At 32.5% G+C, this 15,176-nt stretch carries 18 protein-coding genes; 13 read left to right on the forward strand and 5 right to left on the reverse strand.

All coding sequences use genetic code 11. The annotated features are described in order from the left end of the window. Positions 1-9: 9 nt before the first annotated feature. From secY to eno, 10 genes are all read left to right on the forward strand, one after another. Positions 10-1,371 carry a preprotein translocase subunit SecY gene (secY, locus tag BLT80_RS15250; protein ID WP_092469521.1) on the forward strand — a complete coding sequence of 454 codons (1,362 nt, stop codon included), beginning with the start codon at positions 10-12 and terminating at the stop codon, positions 1,369-1,371. Between the two features lie 9 nt (positions 1,372-1,380). Continuing rightward, positions 1,381-1,596, forward strand: coding sequence for a translation initiation factor IF-1 (gene infA / locus BLT80_RS15255; RefSeq protein ID WP_007094967.1), 216 nt, complete (start codon positions 1,381-1,383; stop codon positions 1,594-1,596). Positions 1,597-1,600: 4 nt separating this feature from the next. Further along, the gene (gene ykgO / locus BLT80_RS15260) at positions 1,601-1,717 is read left to right on the forward strand and encodes a type B 50S ribosomal protein L36 (protein ID WP_008269159.1); all 117 of its coding nucleotides are present in this window, start codon (positions 1,601-1,603) and stop codon (positions 1,715-1,717) included. 2 nt (positions 1,718-1,719) lie between these two features. Then, a complete protein-coding gene (gene rpsM / locus BLT80_RS15265) occupies positions 1,720-2,094 on the forward strand; it encodes a 30S ribosomal protein S13 (protein WP_020897635.1) in 375 nt (124 codons plus the stop codon). A 99-nt stretch (positions 2,095-2,193) separates the two neighbouring features. Continuing rightward, on the forward strand, positions 2,194-2,577 hold the full coding sequence (gene rpsK, locus BLT80_RS15270; RefSeq protein WP_020897634.1) for a 30S ribosomal protein S11: 384 nt from the start codon (positions 2,194-2,196) through the stop codon (positions 2,575-2,577). A gap of 215 nt (positions 2,578-2,792) precedes the next feature. Further along, complete coding sequence (gene rpsD / locus BLT80_RS15275) at positions 2,793-3,398, forward strand: 30S ribosomal protein S4 (protein ID WP_092469523.1); 606 nt, start codon at positions 2,793-2,795, stop codon at positions 3,396-3,398. Positions 3,399-3,492: 94 nt separating this feature from the next. Then, on the forward strand, positions 3,493-4,485 hold the full coding sequence (locus tag BLT80_RS15280; RefSeq protein WP_020897632.1) for a DNA-directed RNA polymerase subunit alpha: 993 nt from the start codon (positions 3,493-3,495) through the stop codon (positions 4,483-4,485). Between the two features lie 116 nt (positions 4,486-4,601). Then, on the forward strand, positions 4,602-5,078 hold the full coding sequence (rplQ, locus tag BLT80_RS15285) for a 50S ribosomal protein L17 (RefSeq protein ID WP_092469525.1): 477 nt from the start codon (positions 4,602-4,604) through the stop codon (positions 5,076-5,078). A gap of 364 nt (positions 5,079-5,442) precedes the next feature. After that, entirely contained in the window at positions 5,443-6,546 is a 1,104-nt protein-coding gene (gene carA / locus BLT80_RS15290) for a glutamine-hydrolyzing carbamoyl-phosphate synthase small subunit (protein ID WP_092469527.1), read from the forward strand. Positions 6,547-6,733: 187 nt separating this feature from the next. Further along, on the forward strand, positions 6,734-8,029 hold the full coding sequence (eno, locus tag BLT80_RS15295; protein WP_092469529.1) for a phosphopyruvate hydratase: 1,296 nt from the start codon (positions 6,734-6,736) through the stop codon (positions 8,027-8,029). Between the two features lie 68 nt (positions 8,030-8,097). Here eno and BLT80_RS15300 read toward each other — a convergent pair whose 3' ends face one another. Further along, positions 8,098-8,856, reverse strand: coding sequence for a DUF481 domain-containing protein (locus BLT80_RS15300; protein ID WP_092469531.1), 759 nt, complete (start codon positions 8,854-8,856; stop codon positions 8,098-8,100). Between the two features lie 174 nt (positions 8,857-9,030). On the opposite strand from BLT80_RS15300, the gene BLT80_RS15305 reads away from it, so the two are divergent. The 3 genes from BLT80_RS15305 (at position 9,031) to BLT80_RS15315 (ending at position 12,733) form a co-directional block, all read left to right on the forward strand. Beyond that, the gene (locus BLT80_RS15305) at positions 9,031-10,317 is read left to right on the forward strand and encodes a citrate synthase (protein ID WP_092469533.1); all 1,287 of its coding nucleotides are present in this window, start codon (positions 9,031-9,033) and stop codon (positions 10,315-10,317) included. Between the two features lie 154 nt (positions 10,318-10,471). Next, on the forward strand, positions 10,472-11,383 hold the full coding sequence (locus BLT80_RS15310; RefSeq protein ID WP_092469534.1) for a dimethylarginine dimethylaminohydrolase family protein: 912 nt from the start codon (positions 10,472-10,474) through the stop codon (positions 11,381-11,383). Positions 11,384-11,485: 102 nt separating this feature from the next. Further along, positions 11,486-12,733 (forward strand): hypothetical protein, encoded by a 1,248-nt coding sequence (locus BLT80_RS15315; protein ID WP_092469536.1) that lies wholly within the window; start codon positions 11,486-11,488, stop codon positions 12,731-12,733. 22 nt (positions 12,734-12,755) lie between these two features. Here the strand turns inward: BLT80_RS15315 and BLT80_RS15320 are convergent, their stop codons facing one another. Genes BLT80_RS15320 through BLT80_RS15335 form a run of 4 tightly spaced genes read right to left on the reverse strand, consistent with a single transcriptional unit; the run spans position 12,756 to position 15,112 of the window. Next, positions 12,756-13,022, reverse strand: a complete 267-nt coding sequence (locus tag BLT80_RS15320; RefSeq protein WP_092469538.1) for an acyl-CoA-binding protein — start codon at positions 13,020-13,022, stop codon at positions 12,756-12,758. After that, positions 13,023-13,676, reverse strand: coding sequence for a phosphatidylserine decarboxylase family protein (locus BLT80_RS15325; RefSeq protein ID WP_092469539.1), 654 nt, complete (start codon positions 13,674-13,676; stop codon positions 13,023-13,025). It abuts the gene before it with no gap. A gap of 12 nt (positions 13,677-13,688) precedes the next feature. Next, positions 13,689-14,504: a phosphatidate cytidylyltransferase gene (locus tag BLT80_RS15330; RefSeq protein WP_092469541.1), complete on the reverse strand. Its 816-nt coding sequence runs from the start codon at positions 14,502-14,504 to the stop codon at positions 13,689-13,691. Next, the gene (locus BLT80_RS15335; protein WP_092469543.1) at positions 14,504-15,112 is read right to left on the reverse strand and encodes an LUD domain-containing protein; all 609 of its coding nucleotides are present in this window, start codon (positions 15,110-15,112) and stop codon (positions 14,504-14,506) included. Before BLT80_RS15335 ends, BLT80_RS15330 begins: the two co-directional genes overlap by 1 nt. Between the last annotated feature and the right edge of the window lie 64 nt (positions 15,113-15,176).

Consider the following 15,176-nt stretch of genomic DNA (forward strand, 5'->3'; position numbering starts at 1 on the left):
GATTATAGGATGAAAATAATAGAAACATTAAAAAACGTTTGGAAGATCACAGAGCTTAAGGATAGAATTATCTTAACCTTAGGTTTGTTATTAGTGTATCGTTTTGGTGCTCAGGTAGTATTACCTGGTATTAATATTGATGCCTTGGGTGGTTTACAAGCAGGTATGGATGGTGGTATATTAGGATTGTTAAATGCATTTACAGGTGGAGCTTTTGCTAATGCCTCAGTATTTGCTTTGGGTATTATGCCTTACATTTCTGCTTCCATTGTTGTTCAATTAATGGGTATTGCGATTCCTTATTTACAGAAACTTCAGAAAGAAGGAGCTAGTGGTCAGAAGAAAATCACTCAAATTACACGTTGGTTAACCATCGGTATTTGTTTGGTACAAGCACCTGGTTATTTAGCTAGTATTCCAGGATTATCTGGTTCCTCTTCAATGGGAGCTATGTTGGTTCCTGGTTTTAGTGAAAATATATTCTATTTTTCTTCAGTAGTTATTTTAGTAACAGGTTGTGTATTCGCAATGTGGTTAGGTGAAAAAATTACAGATAAAGGAATTGGTAATGGTATTTCATTATTAATTATGGTTGGTATTATCGCTACTATGCCGCAATCATTTATTCAAAATGCCGCTTCTAGATTAGAAGGTAATGGTGGATTTATGATGATATTAATAGAAATGGTAATATGGTTCTTAATTATATTAGCATCTATATTCTTAGTAATGGCAGTTAGAAAGATAGCTGTACAGTATGCAAGAAGAACTGCTTCTGGTGGTTATGAAAAGAATGTATTTGGTTCACGTCAGTTTTTACCTTTAAAGCTTAATGCTTCGGGTGTAATGCCAATTATCTTTGCACAAGCAATTATGTTTGTTCCTAGTTTAATAGGTGGTTCTGCTTGGTTAAAAGACACTAGCACGGGAGTTTGGATGCAGACTAATTTTCAAGACATGTTTGGTTTTTGGTACAATCTAATATTTGCTTTATTAATTATAGTATTTACCTATTTTTATACGGCAATTACGGTACCAACAAACAAGATGGCAGATGATCTAAAACGTAGTGGTGGATTTATTCCAGGTATACGTCCAGGATCAGAAACCTCTGAGTATTTAGACAAAATTATGTCACAGATAACCTTACCAGGTTCTATATTTCTAGCTTTAGTTGCTGTTTTTCCAGCATTCGTTATGAAATTAATGAGCGTGCAAGCAGGTTGGGCATTATTCTTTGGTGGTACATCACTATTAATTATGGTTGGTGTGGCTATTGATACTATGCAACAGATTAATTCTTATTTATTGAATAAGCATTATGATGGCTTGATGAAAACAGGAAAGAATAGAAAAGCGGTGGCGCAATAAGATATAATTATGGCAAAACAAGCAGCAATAGAACAAGACGGAACAATTATAGAAGCATTATCTAATGCTATGTTTCGTGTTGAATTAGAAAATGGTCATATAGTGACTGCACATATCTCTGGTAAGATGCGTATGCATTATATTAAGTTATTACCGGGAGATAAAGTGAAATTAGAAATGAGTCCTTACGATTTAACGAAGGCTCGCATAACATATAGATACTAATACGATGAAAGTTAGAGCATCAGTAAAGAAAAGAAGCGCAGACTGTAAGTTGGTGCGCAGAAAAGGTAGACTTTACGTCATTAACAAAAAGAATCCTAGATTCAAACAAAGACAAGGGTAATTATGGCAAGAATTGCAGGTGTAGACATACCAAAACAGAAAAGAGGAGTTATCTCTTTAACTTATATCTACGGAGTAGGTAGAAGTAGATCTCAAGAAATTTTAGCAGCTGCTAAAGTTGACGAGAACACAAAAGTACAAGATTGGACTGACGACGAAATTGGAGCAATCCGTGAAGCTGTTGGAACTTTTAAAATCGAAGGTGAATTACGTTCTGAAACACAAATGAACATTAAGCGATTAATGGATATTGGATGTTACAGAGGTATTCGTCATAGAGTTGGTCTTCCATTAAGAGGTCAACGTACTAAGAATAACTCACGTACAAGAAAAGGAAGACGTAAAACAGTTGCTAACAAGAAGAAAGTAACTAAGTAATAATAGTCTTTAGTCTATTAGACGTTGGAAAGAATCTGTTTGAAATTTAACGGTTTAGGATTCTAGCGACTATAAACTAATACTAAAAGCTAAAATAAAATGGCAAAAGCAAGTACTAAAAAACGTAAAGTTATAGTTGATGCAATAGGAGAAGCACATATCACTGCATCTTTTAACAACATCATTATTTCTTTAACAAACAAAAAAGGTGACGTTATTTCTTGGTCATCAGCTGGTAAAATGGGCTTTAGAGGTTCTAAAAAGAATACTCCATACGCTGCTCAGTTAGCTGCAGAAGATGCTTCGGCAGTAGCTAAAGAAGCTGGTTTAAAGAAAGTAAAAGTATACGTTAAAGGACCTGGTAACGGTAGAGAATCTGCAATAAGATCTATACACAATGCAGGTATTGAAGTTTCAGAAATTATTGATGTAACTCCATTACCACATAATGGTTGTCGTCCACCAAAAAGACGTAGAGTTTAATTTGAATTCTATTTAGTTTTCTAATTATAACAGTTAGAAATACTTACTCAAATTTATGAATAAACTAATATCTCACATTTATGTGCTGATATTAGTTTATTTTGTATAAATTTGCAAACTGAAAAATACTAACAAGTATCAACAAGAGATCAACGATTTTTGAAGGATAAGATTAAGACCTTAATTCATTTATCACTCTTAAAAAACAATTTAAAATGGCAAGATATACTGGTCCTAAAACTAAAATAGCTCGTAAATTTGGACAAGCTATCTTCGGAGACGACAAAGCCTTCGAAAAAAGAAATTATCCTCCAGGACAACACGGAAACGCTAGACGTCGTGGGAAAAAATCTGAATACTCTATTCAGTTAATGGAAAAGCAAAAAGCTAAATATACTTACGGTATATTAGAAAAGCAATTCAGAAATATGTTCAAAAGAGCAACATCTGCTAAAGGAATTACTGGTGAAGTTTTACTTCAATCATGTGAGTCTCGTTTAGACAATGTTGTTTATAGAATGGGAATCTCTCCTTCTAGAAGTGGTGCAAGACAATTAGTCTCTCACAGACATATTACAGTTAACGGTGAAAAGGTAAACATTCCTTCTTACCAATTAAAAGCTGGTGATGTTGTAGGTGTTAGAGAAAAGTCTAAATCATTAGAGGCCATTCAAAATTCATTATCTAGTTCTAGTAATGTTTTTGAATGGATTACTTGGAATACAAGCACAATGGAAGGTACTTATGTTGCTGTTCCTGCTAGAATTCAAATTCCAGAACAAATCAACGAGCAATTGATCGTTGAACTTTACTCTAAATAATAAATTAATCATATTGGTATTTGGCCAAAGGATTTATAGTCTTCTTCATACTTATAAATCGCGCAACTAAATAACAATTAAAACGAAGAATAGTATGGCAATATTAAATTTTCAGAAACCAGATAAAGTAATCATGATTGATTCTACTGATTTCGAAGGTAAATTTGAATTTAGACCTTTAGAACCAGGATACGGATTAACTGTTGGTAATGCTTTAAGAAGAGTATTATTATCTTCTTTAGAAGGTTTTGCAATTACTTCTGTGAGAATAGAAGGTGTAGATCATGAGTTTTCTACAATTGCAGGTGTAGTAGAAGATGTGACTGAAATGATTTTGAACTTAAAGCAAGTTAACTTTAAGCGTCAAATTGATGAAGTTGATAACGAAACTGTTACAATTTCTATCTCAGGACAAAATCAAATTACGGCTGGTGATTTTCAGAAGTTTATCTCTGGTTTCCAAGTATTAAATACAGATTTAGTTATCTGTAACTTAGATCCTAAAGTAAACATCAATATGGAATTGACTATTGAAAAAGGAAGAGGTTATGTTCCTGCAGAAGAAAATAAGAAAGCTTCAGCAGCAATTGGTACTATCTTTACAGATTCAATTTTTACACCAATTCAGAATGTAAAATATGCTATCGAAAACTTCCGTGTTGAGCAAAAAACGGATTACGAAAAATTAGTTTTTGAAATCAGAACTGATGGCTCTATCAATCCTAAAGATGCTTTAACAGAGGCTGCTAAAATATTAATTCACCACTTCATGTTATTCTCTGATGAGCGTATCACTTTAGAAGCTGATGAAATTGCACAGACTGAAACTTATGATGAAGAGTCACTTCACATGAGACAACTATTGAAAACTAAATTAGTTGATATGGATCTTTCTGTACGTGCTCTTAATTGTTTAAAAGCAGCAGAAGTAGATACTTTAGGAGACTTAGTATCATTCAATAAAAACGATTTAATGAAATTCAGAAACTTCGGTAAGAAGTCTTTAACTGAGCTAGAAGAACTAGTGAATGTAAAAGGTTTAAACTTCGGAATGGACTTAAGCAAATATAAATTAGATAAAGACTAAATATAGTTTGCCATTTCTATTTTTATGGGAATGGCATTCATATTTTAAACAATTATTAATAATCATATTTTGCTCCTCAATAAAGAGTTTAGTAGCAAGATGAGAAAACAAAAGTCATGAGACACGGTAAAAAATTCAACCACTTAGGTAGACAAACAGCACACAGAAAGTCAATGTTAGCGAATATGGCTTGTTCTTTAATAGAGCACAAGCGTATTAACACTACTGTTGCTAAAGCGAAAGCTTTAAAGCAGTTTGTAGAGCCTATGATTACAAAATCTAAGACAGATACGACGCATAACAGACGTATTGTTATGGCTAAGCTAAGACAAACGGATGCAGTTGCAGAATTGTTTAGAGATGTAGCACCAAAAATAGGTGATCGTCCAGGTGGATATACAAGAATCATCAAATTAGGAAACAGACTTGGTGATAACGCTGATATGGCAATGATAGAATTAGTTGATTACAACGAAATCTACAACGCTGATAAAGCACCTAAGAAAACGACTCGTAGAAGTAGAAGAGGTGGTAGTAAAGCTGCTGCGGCACCAGCTACTGAAACTAAAGCTTCAAACGAAGAAGAAGAATAGTAAATATGCTAACGAGAGTTCGAGAAGATTTTCAATTCAATGTGAATAAAAAATTTACACTGGCTTTCGTATTATACAAATCTCGATTATCGAGTGTTAATAAGCATTAATAAATAAAAAGGATAGACTGTTTCAGTTTATCCTTTTTTTTGGACTTTTGTAAAATTATTGATTGGTCATATGGGCGTTACTCTACTTCGTGAAAAAGCTACGTAGAGTCAGGCTTTCGGTAGTCGCTCTCTTTTAGGAGTTTCAACAATGCTTCAATCCTTAACGCAGAAAAGATTTTATAGGTATCGAAAAACCTTTAAGGTTCAAAATAGCTCAATAATAAACAACATAACAACAAACAACTAACGCACCAATGAAGTACATACAAAGAAAAAAGGCGCTAATCTTATTAGCAGATGGAACAATTTTTCATGGCAAGTCTATAGGAAAAGAAGGTTCTGCTTTTGGTGAAGTCTGTTTTAATACAGGTACAACTGGTTATCAAGAAATCTTTACAGACCCTTCGTATTATGGTCAATTAATGGTCACTACTAATGCGCATATTGGTAATTACGGAACCAAGGAAGATGAATCAGAATCTGATGATGTTAAAATTGCGGGATTAATATGTAAAAACTTTAGTTTTAATTATTCCAGACCTGCAGCAGATGCCTCTTTAGAAGAATTCTTTGAAAAGCATAATACCTTAGCCATTGCAGACGTCGATACCAGAGCATTGGTAAGCTACATTAGAGATAATGGCGCTATGAATGCTGTGATTACAACTGAGGTTGATAATATTGAGACGCTTAAAAAGCAACTAGCAGAATTCCCTTCAATGAAAGGTTTAGAATTGGCATCAAAGGTGTCAACTAAAGAACCTTATTTCGTTGGTGATGAAAACGCAACATATAAGATTGCAGCTTTAGATATCGGTATTAAAAAGAATATTCTTAGAAACCTGGCTAAGCGAAATGCTTACATTAAAGTATTTCCATATAATGCAAAATTTGAAGACTTAGAAGGTTTTAATCCAGATGGCTATTTCTTGTCTAATGGTCCTGGTGATCCAGAACCGTTAACTGATGCGATCAATTTAGCTAAAGAAATCATAGCGAATAACAAACCCTTATTCGGAATTTGTTTAGGACATCAAGTGATTGCTTTGGCAAATGGAATTTCAACTTACAAAATGCATAATGGTCACAGAGGGATCAATCATCCGGTGAAAAATTTACTAACAGGTAAAGGTGAAATCACATCGCAAAATCATGGTTTCGCTATTAATAGAGAAGAAACCGAAGCCAATGATAATGTAGAAATTACGCATGTGCATTTAAATGACCATACGGTTGCAGGAATAAAGATAAAAGACAAAAACTGTTTTTCAGTACAGTATCATCCAGAAGCAAGTCCCGGACCAAATGATTCGCTATATCTATTTGACCAGTTTATAGAGAATATAAAAAACAAATAATACCAAAAACGCAATAAAACACCCATTTTATTGCGTTTTTTTAGTTACGAAATCATTATCGTAATCATTAATCATAAATATGATTTTTGTCAAGTTTTGCGCCATAGATTTTCGTAAATTTGGGTACCTTATGAGGTGTAATAACCTTGTAAGCTTTAAAATTATAGATAACTTAAATTAAGAAATAATGAGCATTATTATCAATGTACACGCAAGACAAATTTTTGATTCCAGAGGAAATCCAACAGTAGAAGTTGATGTGACCACAGAAAATGGTATTATGGGAAGAGCAGCTGTGCCATCTGGTGCATCTACAGGAGAGCATGAAGCTGTTGAGTTAAGAGATGGTGGAGATACTTACATGGGTAAGGGAGTTTTAAAAGCAGTTGAAAATGTAAATTCTACAATAGCTCAAGAATTATTAGGAGTTTCTGTTTTCGAACAAAATACTATCGATCAAATGATGATTGAATTAGATGGTACTCCAAACAAATCAAAATTAGGTGCTAATGCTATTTTAGGTGTGTCTTTAGCGGTTGCTAAAGCTGCAGCAAATGAATTAGGTATGCCATTATACAGATATGTTGGTGGAGTTTCAGCAAATACGCTACCATTACCAATGATGAACATTATTAATGGTGGTTCTCATAGTGATGCTCCTATTGCTTTTCAAGAATTTATGATTATGCCTGTAAAAGCGAAGAACTTTACACATGCGATGCAAATGGGAACTGAGATTTTCCATAATCTTAAAAAAGTATTACACGATAGAGATTTAAGTACAGCAGTTGGTGATGAAGGTGGTTTTGCACCTAACTTACCAGGTGGAACTGAAGATGCATTAGATACTATAGCAAAAGCAGTAGAAAATGCTGGATATAAATTTGGTGACGAAGTAAAAATCGCTTTAGATTGTGCAGCAGCAGAATTCTTTGTTGATGGCAAGTACGATTATAAGAAATTTGAAGGTGATTCTGGTGTGATCAGAACAAGTAAAGAACAGGCTGAATATTTAGCTGAATTAGCTGGTAAATATCCTATTATTTCTATTGAAGATGGTATGGATGAAAACGATTGGGAAGGATTTAAATATTTAACTGAATTAATTGGAGATAAAGTACAATTAGTTGGTGATGATTTGTTTGTAACTAATGTAGAGCGTTTAGAAAGAGGTATTAAAGAAGGTATTGCTAACTCTATTTTAATTAAAGTGAATCAAATTGGTACATTAACTGAAACGATTGCAGCAGTAAACATGGCACATAACGCTGGTTATACATCAGTAATGTCTCATAGATCTGGTGAAACAGAAGATAATACTATAGCCGATTTAGCCGTAGCATTAAACTGTGGACAAATTAAAACAGGTTCCGCGTCTCGTAGTGATCGTATGGCTAAGTACAATCAGTTATTACGTATTGAAGAAGAATTAGGAAGTGTTGCTTATTTTCCTGGAGCGAATGCTTTTAAGGTGAAAGCATAAATTTTCAAACTTATTATAAATACGAAACCATCTAAAAGATTAAATTTTAGATGGTTTTTTTATGCGTTCTAATCAAACGAATAAACAATACCATTAGTCAACTCATATTGTGTTTTAGGTATGCCAAGAATAGGGCTTGCATCAAAATTATAGGTGAATGAGGTTTTAAAGAGTAGATTCTTTAAGACTTTAATACCGAGAGACGTTTGATTAGAAATTCTAAAATCAGAGAATTGTTTCAATAGCGGTTGGTAATATGTAGTGCTCACTATAGATATATTTTCTAAAGGATATAAACTACAAGAAAAATAGACGCTACTTCTAAAATCTTTTAGGATTTCTATACTTTGGTCTGATGATTCTTCGTGTTCAAACATTAAAAGTGTACCTAAATAAAACCTGTAATTGTCATTTTTAGAGAGTTTAAATCTTGGACCCACACCTAATAATCCTCTAAATTTTATATCAGAAATGGCATCGTATTGACTTTGAGCAAAAACTTCAAGCTTTAAACGTTCTGTGATTTTTCTGTTATATCTAAAATGCTGAATGCCTTTGTTTACAAAAGAATTGTTTTCTATTTGCTCAAGCTTTAAATCATTTATAAAAAGATAAAGATTCTTTTCAAAATTATATTGAAGCCTCAAATTGTTGGTGATTTTAAAAATGGACTGTGTGTTTTTTATGAGTCCAATATCCAAACTTGCAGACCCTGACCATTTCGATGTATCAGAAACACGTCTTAAGGATTCTACATTTACAATTTGCGCAGACACATAATTAAAGCTAAATATTAAGAAAAAAAGAGGTAAGATAAACTGTTTCATATTTCAAATTATGAGTAAAAATAACACCATTTTTTGTCTTTCAAATTTCTAAAATAATAGCAATTTAATTCAACTCTCTGAAATTGTTAAAACCGTTATAAATCTCCTTTCGAAATCGTTTGATATTTCGTAAATTTACAATCCTTATAATTTATTAAAATCCGAAAAGAAAATATGTCAGATAAAGCTACATTAGAAATTAATGGCGAAAAGTATGAATTCCCTATTATAAATGGAACAGAAAACGAAGTTGCTATTGATATTAAAAGTTTAAGAGGTTCAACTGGTGGTGTTATTACCTTAGATCCAGGCTATAAAAATACAGGAAGTTGTGAAAGTGCTATTACGTTTCTAGATGGTGAAAAAGGCATTTTAAGATATAGAGGGTATTCTATCGAAGAATTAGCTGAGAAAGCTAGTTTTTTAGAAGTTGTTTTCCTTCTAATTTTCGGTGAATTACCAACGCAAGAACAATTGTCAAAATTTGATTCTGATATTAAAGCACATTCGGTTGTTGATGATGATATTAAAAAGATTTTAGATGCATTTCCAAAATCTGCACATCCAATGGGAGTGCTATCTTCTTTAACTAGTGCGCTTACTGCATTTTACCCATCTACGGTAGATGTTAGTTCTGAAGAGGAAATGTATAAAGCTATTGTTAGAATATTAGCTAAATTCCCTGTTTTAGTAGCTTGGACATTGCGTAAGAAGAATGGTCTTCCTTTAGATTACGGAGACAATAAATTAGGGTATGTTGAGAATTTATTAAAGATGATGTTTAAGAGCCCAAGTGGTGATTACGAACAAAATCCAATTTTAGTAAATGCTTTAGATAAACTCTTAATTTTACATGCAGATCACGAACAGAATTGTTCTACGTCAACAGTAAGAATCGCTGGTTCTTCTCATGCAGGTTTGTTTGTATCGCTTGCCTCTGGTATTTCTGCGCTTTGGGGTCCGCTTCATGGTGGTGCTAACCAAGCTGTTTTAGAAATGCTTGAAGCTATAAGAGCTGATGGAGGAGATACAAAGAAGTATATGGCGAAAGCTAAGGATAAGAATGATCCTTTCCGTTTAATGGGTTTTGGTCACAGAGTGTATAAAAACTTTGATCCTAGAGCTCTTATTATTAAGAAGGCAGCTGATGAAGTATTAGCAGATTTAGGTATTGAAGATCCTATCTTAGATATCGCAAAAGGTTTAGCTAAAGAAGCTTTAGAAGATCCATACTTCGTAGAAAGAAAACTATATCCAAATGTAGATTTCTATTCTGGTATTATTTATAGAGCTATGGGAATTCCGGTAGAAATGTTTACTGTAATGTTTGCTATGGGGCGTTTACCAGGTTGGATTGCACAATGGAAAGAAATGCGCACGCGTAACGAGCCTATTGGTCGTCCAAGACAATTATACATAGGAGAAACTCATAGAGACTTTAAGTCTATTGAGAAGAGATAATTCTTTGAATTAATAAATAAAAGCTTCATAGATATTTATGGAGCTTTTTCTGTTTTTAGTCATTTGAAAATAGCGATGAAAACTAATTGAGTACACTGACTAAATTATGTTTAGGCAATAACAAATGATTGATGAAAAGCATAAAAAGTAACATATGAAACTTAATATACAAAACGAAACTTCACGTCTAAGAGCTGTTATTCTAGGTACAGCCGAAAGTATTGGTGCTATTCCATCAATTGATGAGGCTTACGATCCTAAATCTATACAACACATAAAGTCAGGCACGTATCCGAAAGAAAGCGATATGCAAAAGGAAATGGATGCTGTGGCTAAGGTGTTTGAAAAATATTATATTAAAGTGTATAGACCAGAAGTGATTAAAGATTATAACCAAATATTTTCTAGAGATATAGCTTTTGTTATCGAAGATAAATTGATAAAAGCTAATATATTACCAGATAGAGAGAGAGAGTACGAAGCGATTCATCATGTGATTGAGGAAATAGGGGAAGAGAACATTATTATTCTACCAGAGGAATGCCATGTTGAAGGAGGTGATGTGATGCCTTGGAATGATTTTGTGTTTATAGGCACCTATTCAGGTGAAGACTATTCAGATTATATTACAGCGAGGACTAATATGGATGCTGTAATTGCTATTCAAGAATTATTTCCACATAAAACTGTGAAAGCATTTGAACTTCGCAAGTCAAATACGGATCCTAAAGAAAATGCACTTCACTTAGATTGTTGTTTTCAACCTATAGGAAAAGATAAAGCGATACTTCATAAAAATGGATTCTTAATTGAAAGGGAATATGAATGGTTGCTGAATTTCTTCGGGAAAGAAAATGTATTCGAAATTACAAAAGAGGAAATGTATAGTATGAATAGTAATGTGTTTTCGATTTCGGAAGATGTTATTATTTCTGAACAGAACTTCACACGCTTGAACACTTGGTTGCGAGAGAATGGCTTTACAGTAGAAGAAGTTCCTTATGCTGAAATCGCAAAACAAGAAGGCTTATTACGATGCTCTACGATGCCTTTAATAAGGGATTAATGAGCTTCTAATAATAAATATGTGTGTGTTTTTATTTACTAACGTTAAAAAGCTATATTAGTAGCAAATTATTTTTATTATATAACTCCAATCTTACTTTTTATGAAACCTATACTATTCGTTTTTTTATTTATTACAACGTCGGTTATTGCTCAAATTAATTACCAAGAAGGCTATTTTATCACAGAAGATAATAAAAAAATTAGCTGTTTGATAAAAAATGAGGATTGGATAAAATCTCCGGTAAACTTTCGGTATAAATTAACTCAATCCGATGAAGTAAAAACGTCAACCATTAGTGATGTCATAGAATTTGCTATTTTAAATACGGATATATACTATGTGAGGCATCAGTTATCAGAGGATTTAAATACACCTATAGTTGATAAACTAGTGTTTTTAAAAGTATTAATAAAGGGAGATGGTTCACTATTAGAATACGTTAATAAATCTAGTTATTTCTTTTATCAGCTTAATGATAATCGTTTAATGTATTTATCAGTACCTACAAAAAAGGATAAATCTAAGAATGTCAAAGCATCGAATCTATTTAGAAAAGAGCTTTATAAAAATTTAGACTGTGAAACTTTTACTGTAAGCACATATAATAATTTAAAGTATAGTAGAAGTGATTTGACGAAGCTTTTCTTGGACTATAATAGTTGTAAAGGAAGTAATTCCGATAATATTTATGACAATAGATATAAAGCTTATTTAAAGTTTAAAGTTTTTGGAGGAATAAACTTACACTCATCAGTATCTAACACATATGCTTATGATTTTGGATACAATTTACCGCCAAGTGGTGGAAGTGGAACTGTGGATGTTACAAATAGCGGTACGACCATTGAATTCGGTCAACAGACCAATTATTCTATTGGCGCTGAGATAGAGGTGTTTTTAGGTTTAAATAGGAATAAATGGAGTGTATTTACCTCGCCTAATTACCAAAGTATGTCTAATTTATCTGGAAGTAAAAGAATTGATTATTATAGTTTTAATTATGTGGTAGATGTATCTTCAGTTTCATTTATTGAGTTACCCTTAGGAGTACGATATTATATGAACATTAATGAAAAAACAAAGATTTTTACACACCTAGCATATTCAAATAATGTTATTGTTTCTTCAGATTATTCTCAAGAGTTAGAAGGTGCAAGTAATAATTTTGAAGGAAAATTAGCAAGCAATACAAAGAATTTTAATGCTTATATAGGTGTTGGTTTAAACTATGATAAGTTTGCACTTGGAGTAAATTATTATTTTGAAAAAAATATGCGTCTTGGATCACACGTTAATATTAATGCAAAAAATACAATATCATTTTTTGGCACGTACACATTATTTTAGAATTATGCTAGGTATAATTGTATTACGTTCGGTACAAAAAGTAATTATTTACAAGATTAATATACTCTTGTTTGGCTTCATCTTTAGTAATGTCTTTTATTTGAAATAAAGCATTGGCCTTAAATGCATTAATTATGGGTTTACGACTGCTTGGTCGATCATAATTATTCGTTGCTTTTTTAAAGTAGGCATAGAGACGAAGTAAAAAATCAGCAGGAAAAGGTTCCGTATGGTCGTTTACACGATCTACAGCATCTTTAAATTCTATGTCTAATTCTTCGGAAGTCATTTATTTCATTTCTGCGATGATACTTTCACCACCACGAACTTTTTGATTCAGTTCTACTTTGATATCTGCATCTAAAGGTAAGAATAAATCAACACGCGAGCCAAATTTTATAAATCCAGAATCAGTGCCTTGTTCGATTCTAGTATCGACCTTAGCGTAGTTAACGATACGTTTCGCTAATGCACCAGCGATTTGTCGGTATAACACTTTACCAAAATGTTCGTTTTCAACCACTACGGTAGTACGCTCATTCTCTTCACTTGCTTTTGGATGCCAAGCGACTAAGAATTTTCCAGGATGGTACTTGCTAAATGTCACATTTCCAGAAATTGGGTAACGTGTAACATGTACATTGATAGGAGACATAAATACTGAAACTTGAATACGTTTGTCTTTAAAAACCTCATTTTCTTCAACTTCCTCTATAACTACAACTTTGCCATCTACAGGAGATAAAGCTTGTTTTTCGTTAGAATGCGTATTTCTTTTAGGGTTTCTAAAAAACTGTAAAATGAGAATGAAGAATGCTAAAATGGCTAACATTAGTCCTTTTCTTAACCATTCATTAACAACAAATTCATCAATTAAAAAAAATGAACCCACAACAATAACGAGTGTTATGAAAATAATTTTGTGACCTTCTTTATGAAACATAGTTTAAATCTCTTAAAAGTGAATAATTCTTAAAAATAAATATATAAATGGAGCGGCAAAGATAATACTATCTAGTCGATCTAAAAGGCCTCCATGTCCTGGCATAATAGCACCACTATCTTTAACTCCGGCTTGGCGCTTAAACTTTGATTCTATTAAATCTCCAAATGTACCAAACACGCTAACGATAATAGCTAAGATTAACCAGGGTGTAAAGTTAAGTGTTTCGGTATATAATGCTATAAAATAACTCGATATACAGGCAAAAAATAAACCGCCAAGGAAACCTTCAACCGTTTTCTTTGGTGATATACTTGGGAATAATTTTTGTTTCCCAAAATTCTTTCCAACCATATAAGCTGCACTATCGTTAACCCAAATAAGAATAAATGAGCCTAGTAACAACAGTGGAGTAAATTCATTAAGATAATTAGAGATGAGTAGCATGAACACAAAACCACTAGCTAAATAAAAAGCTGCTACGATAAAACGTTTGGATTCAAAAAGAGGAATCCGTTTAGAAGCAAATAAGTCTTTAATTAAAATAAGATTGACAAATATGGTAATTACTAATAGGATTTGAGTGACTTCGTCACCTATTAAGTTTGTAGAACTCTGTACGCTCAAATACCAAAACCCTCCATATAAAATAAGAAAAATAATATATTGTATATAAGATTTTAGTTTTATAAGACGACTAAACTCTGTTAGGCAAATAAACCCAAATACTCCAATTAAAATAACGGATGTAACTTCTGAGTAAAGAGAACCTATTAGAAGTAATACATAGATAGCACCAGAAATGGCTCTTGTTGCTAATTCTTTCATTATAAATCTTCTAGTAAAAGTAGGTATAGATTTTTGGAGCTACTGCCGTAAGTTAGAAAGTCTTTATCGTCAGCTGTTTTAAAATGTTTTATAGTAGTAATGTTGGTTGGTATTTTCTTTTTGCTCTTTGCTTTTATACCTTTTAGACCTTCTCCAATGGTTTCTACAAACTGACTCGTTGTGGCATAGATTATAAAATTATCTGGTAATTCTATTAACTTTTTTTCTGCAATTTGATTAGAAGAAATTAATAATGAACCATCATCTGAGATTAAATACTCACAGGTAGATAAAAAATAGGCACTTTCTGAGAGTTTTGTTGTACTGTTAAGGTTGAAATCTTTGAATAATTCAGTTAAACGTTGGTCAATTAGAAAAACTTTATCATCGTGCCAATTGTTTTCATCAAGGATAGCATTAAAACTTTCTTTAATTTCTTCAAAATTTTCACAGTACAAAAATTTACCACCATTCCCTTTGAAGTTGATTGTAAATCGTTCATCTACAGGTAGCTTTACTTCAGGCATATACTTGCCACGCTCATGATTTGGTATGTGTTCTTCAGTCTGTTCAGACTTTTTTCCGAAGAATTTACGAAATAAGCTCATTCAATAATTGCTATTAATCCTTATAATTGGTGTGATTCCCAAATATAAAAAAACTTAAATTAAC

The sequence above is a fragment of the Winogradskyella thalassocola genome (assembly GCF_900099995.1).
GTDB classification, from domain to species: Bacteria; Bacteroidota; Bacteroidia; order Flavobacteriales; family Flavobacteriaceae; genus Winogradskyella; species Winogradskyella thalassocola.